Source organism: Pseudomonas sp. HY13-MNA-CIBAN-0226 (assembly GCF_040310305.1).
GTDB classification, from domain to species: Bacteria; Pseudomonadota; Gammaproteobacteria; order Pseudomonadales; family Pseudomonadaceae; genus Aquipseudomonas; species Aquipseudomonas gregormendelii.
The window spans coordinates 1-1293 of record NZ_JBEOPS010000052.1 but is presented as its reverse complement, the minus strand read 5'-3'; the positions used below and the strand labels follow the sequence as shown (position 1 = coordinate 1293).

1 protein-coding gene is annotated in these 1293 nt (G+C 56.9%); it reads left to right on the top strand.

Annotation, left to right across the window (positions count from 1 at the left end):
• The first annotated feature begins 278 nt into the window (after nt 1-278).
• On the top strand, nt 279-1274 hold the full coding sequence (locus AAEZ05_RS27675) for an IS110 family RNA-guided transposase (RefSeq protein ID WP_350649722.1): 996 nt from the start codon (nt 279-281) through the stop codon (nt 1272-1274).
• Nucleotides 1275-1293: the final 19 nt, after the last annotated feature.

The following is a 1293-nucleotide window of genomic DNA, read 5'->3' as shown; positions in this document are numbered from 1 at the left end:
GGCAGCTCCTTGTATGTTGACCCAGCACCCAGCGAGAGAGGTCTAAGCTCGTTGGTGCTGACATACAAAGATGTGTTTCTGGGGGAGGCCGATGGCTCCTGAAGGCAGGACTTGCGCCTGACCTTGTCTGTAGAGAGGCTCCCCCGCCTCATTGCCCACCACGAAGAGTATCGAGAAGCCGACAAGTCGGACTTCGCATTACAAGGTTGCAGCGGCATGAAGTTCGAGGTCAGGGGAACCAGGAGCCATCTTCACCCAGTTTTCTCGGAGTTGAAAGCATGAGCGTTCACGTCGGATTGGATATCGGTTCCCGTAGCAGCGTCATGGCTTGGCGTGACAAAGGCCGTGCTGCCGGCTCGTGGGATATCGCCCAAACCCCCAAGGGGCGCAAGGCGGCTGTGAAAAAGCTGATAGCCCTAAAACCGCTATCTGTTGTCATGGAAGCCACCGGGATTTACTACCTGGATCTGGCCTTGGAGTTGAACGCGGCTGGGTTACCGGTCTCGGTGGTCAACCCGAAAAGCTCCCGCAATTTTGCAAGACTGATGCTTCAGCACAGTAAAACGGACGCCATCGATGCTCAGTTGCTGGCCGAGTACGGCGAACGCATGACCCCTCGCCTGTGGACCCCACCAAGCCCCGCACAGCTTGAGCTGCGGGCCATTGGTCGCCACATCAATCGGTTGATCGGCCACTGCACGCGGGCTAAAAATGAGCTGCATGCCCTGCAGGCGACCGGAACCACTTCACCGTTGCTGATTGAGGACGAAGAAGAGGCTATCGCGATGTTTGGCAGGCGCATTGAGCGGTTTAGGCAAGCCGGGCGAGAAATCATCGCCAGCTGTCCAATATTGCAGAGCCAATTCGATCACATGGTGGCGGCCCCTGGGATGGGGGACGTTTCGACATTTGCCGTGCTGGCTGAGCTGGCGCCCCTGCCAGTGACACTTAAAGCCCCGCAGGTAAGTCGTTATGCGGGGCTGGACGTACGACTAAACCAGTCCGGGACGAGCATTGACAAGCCCGGACGCCTTAGTAAGGCAGGCAATGCCTACTTGCGATCGGCGATGTTCATGCCGGCCATGTCAGCGATTCGCAGCGACCCGAATGTGAAGGCTTTTTATGATGCGTTGATCGCACGCGGAAAGCGAAAAATGCAGGCCATCTGCGCGGTTATGCGCAAATACCTGACAGGCTTGTGGGCGTGCATACGCGCAGGAGAAGATTTCGACACGGCCAAGCTTTTCAGCGAAAAACACCTGCTGAAAGCTTGACCGGTAACAGAGTATCTAC

Bases quoted from the DNA above. Each gene is read 5' to 3' on its own strand.
- AAEZ05_RS27675 (WP_350649722.1), top strand. From the start codon at position 279: ATGAGCGTTCACGTCGGATTGGATATCGGTTCCCGTAGCAGCGTCATG.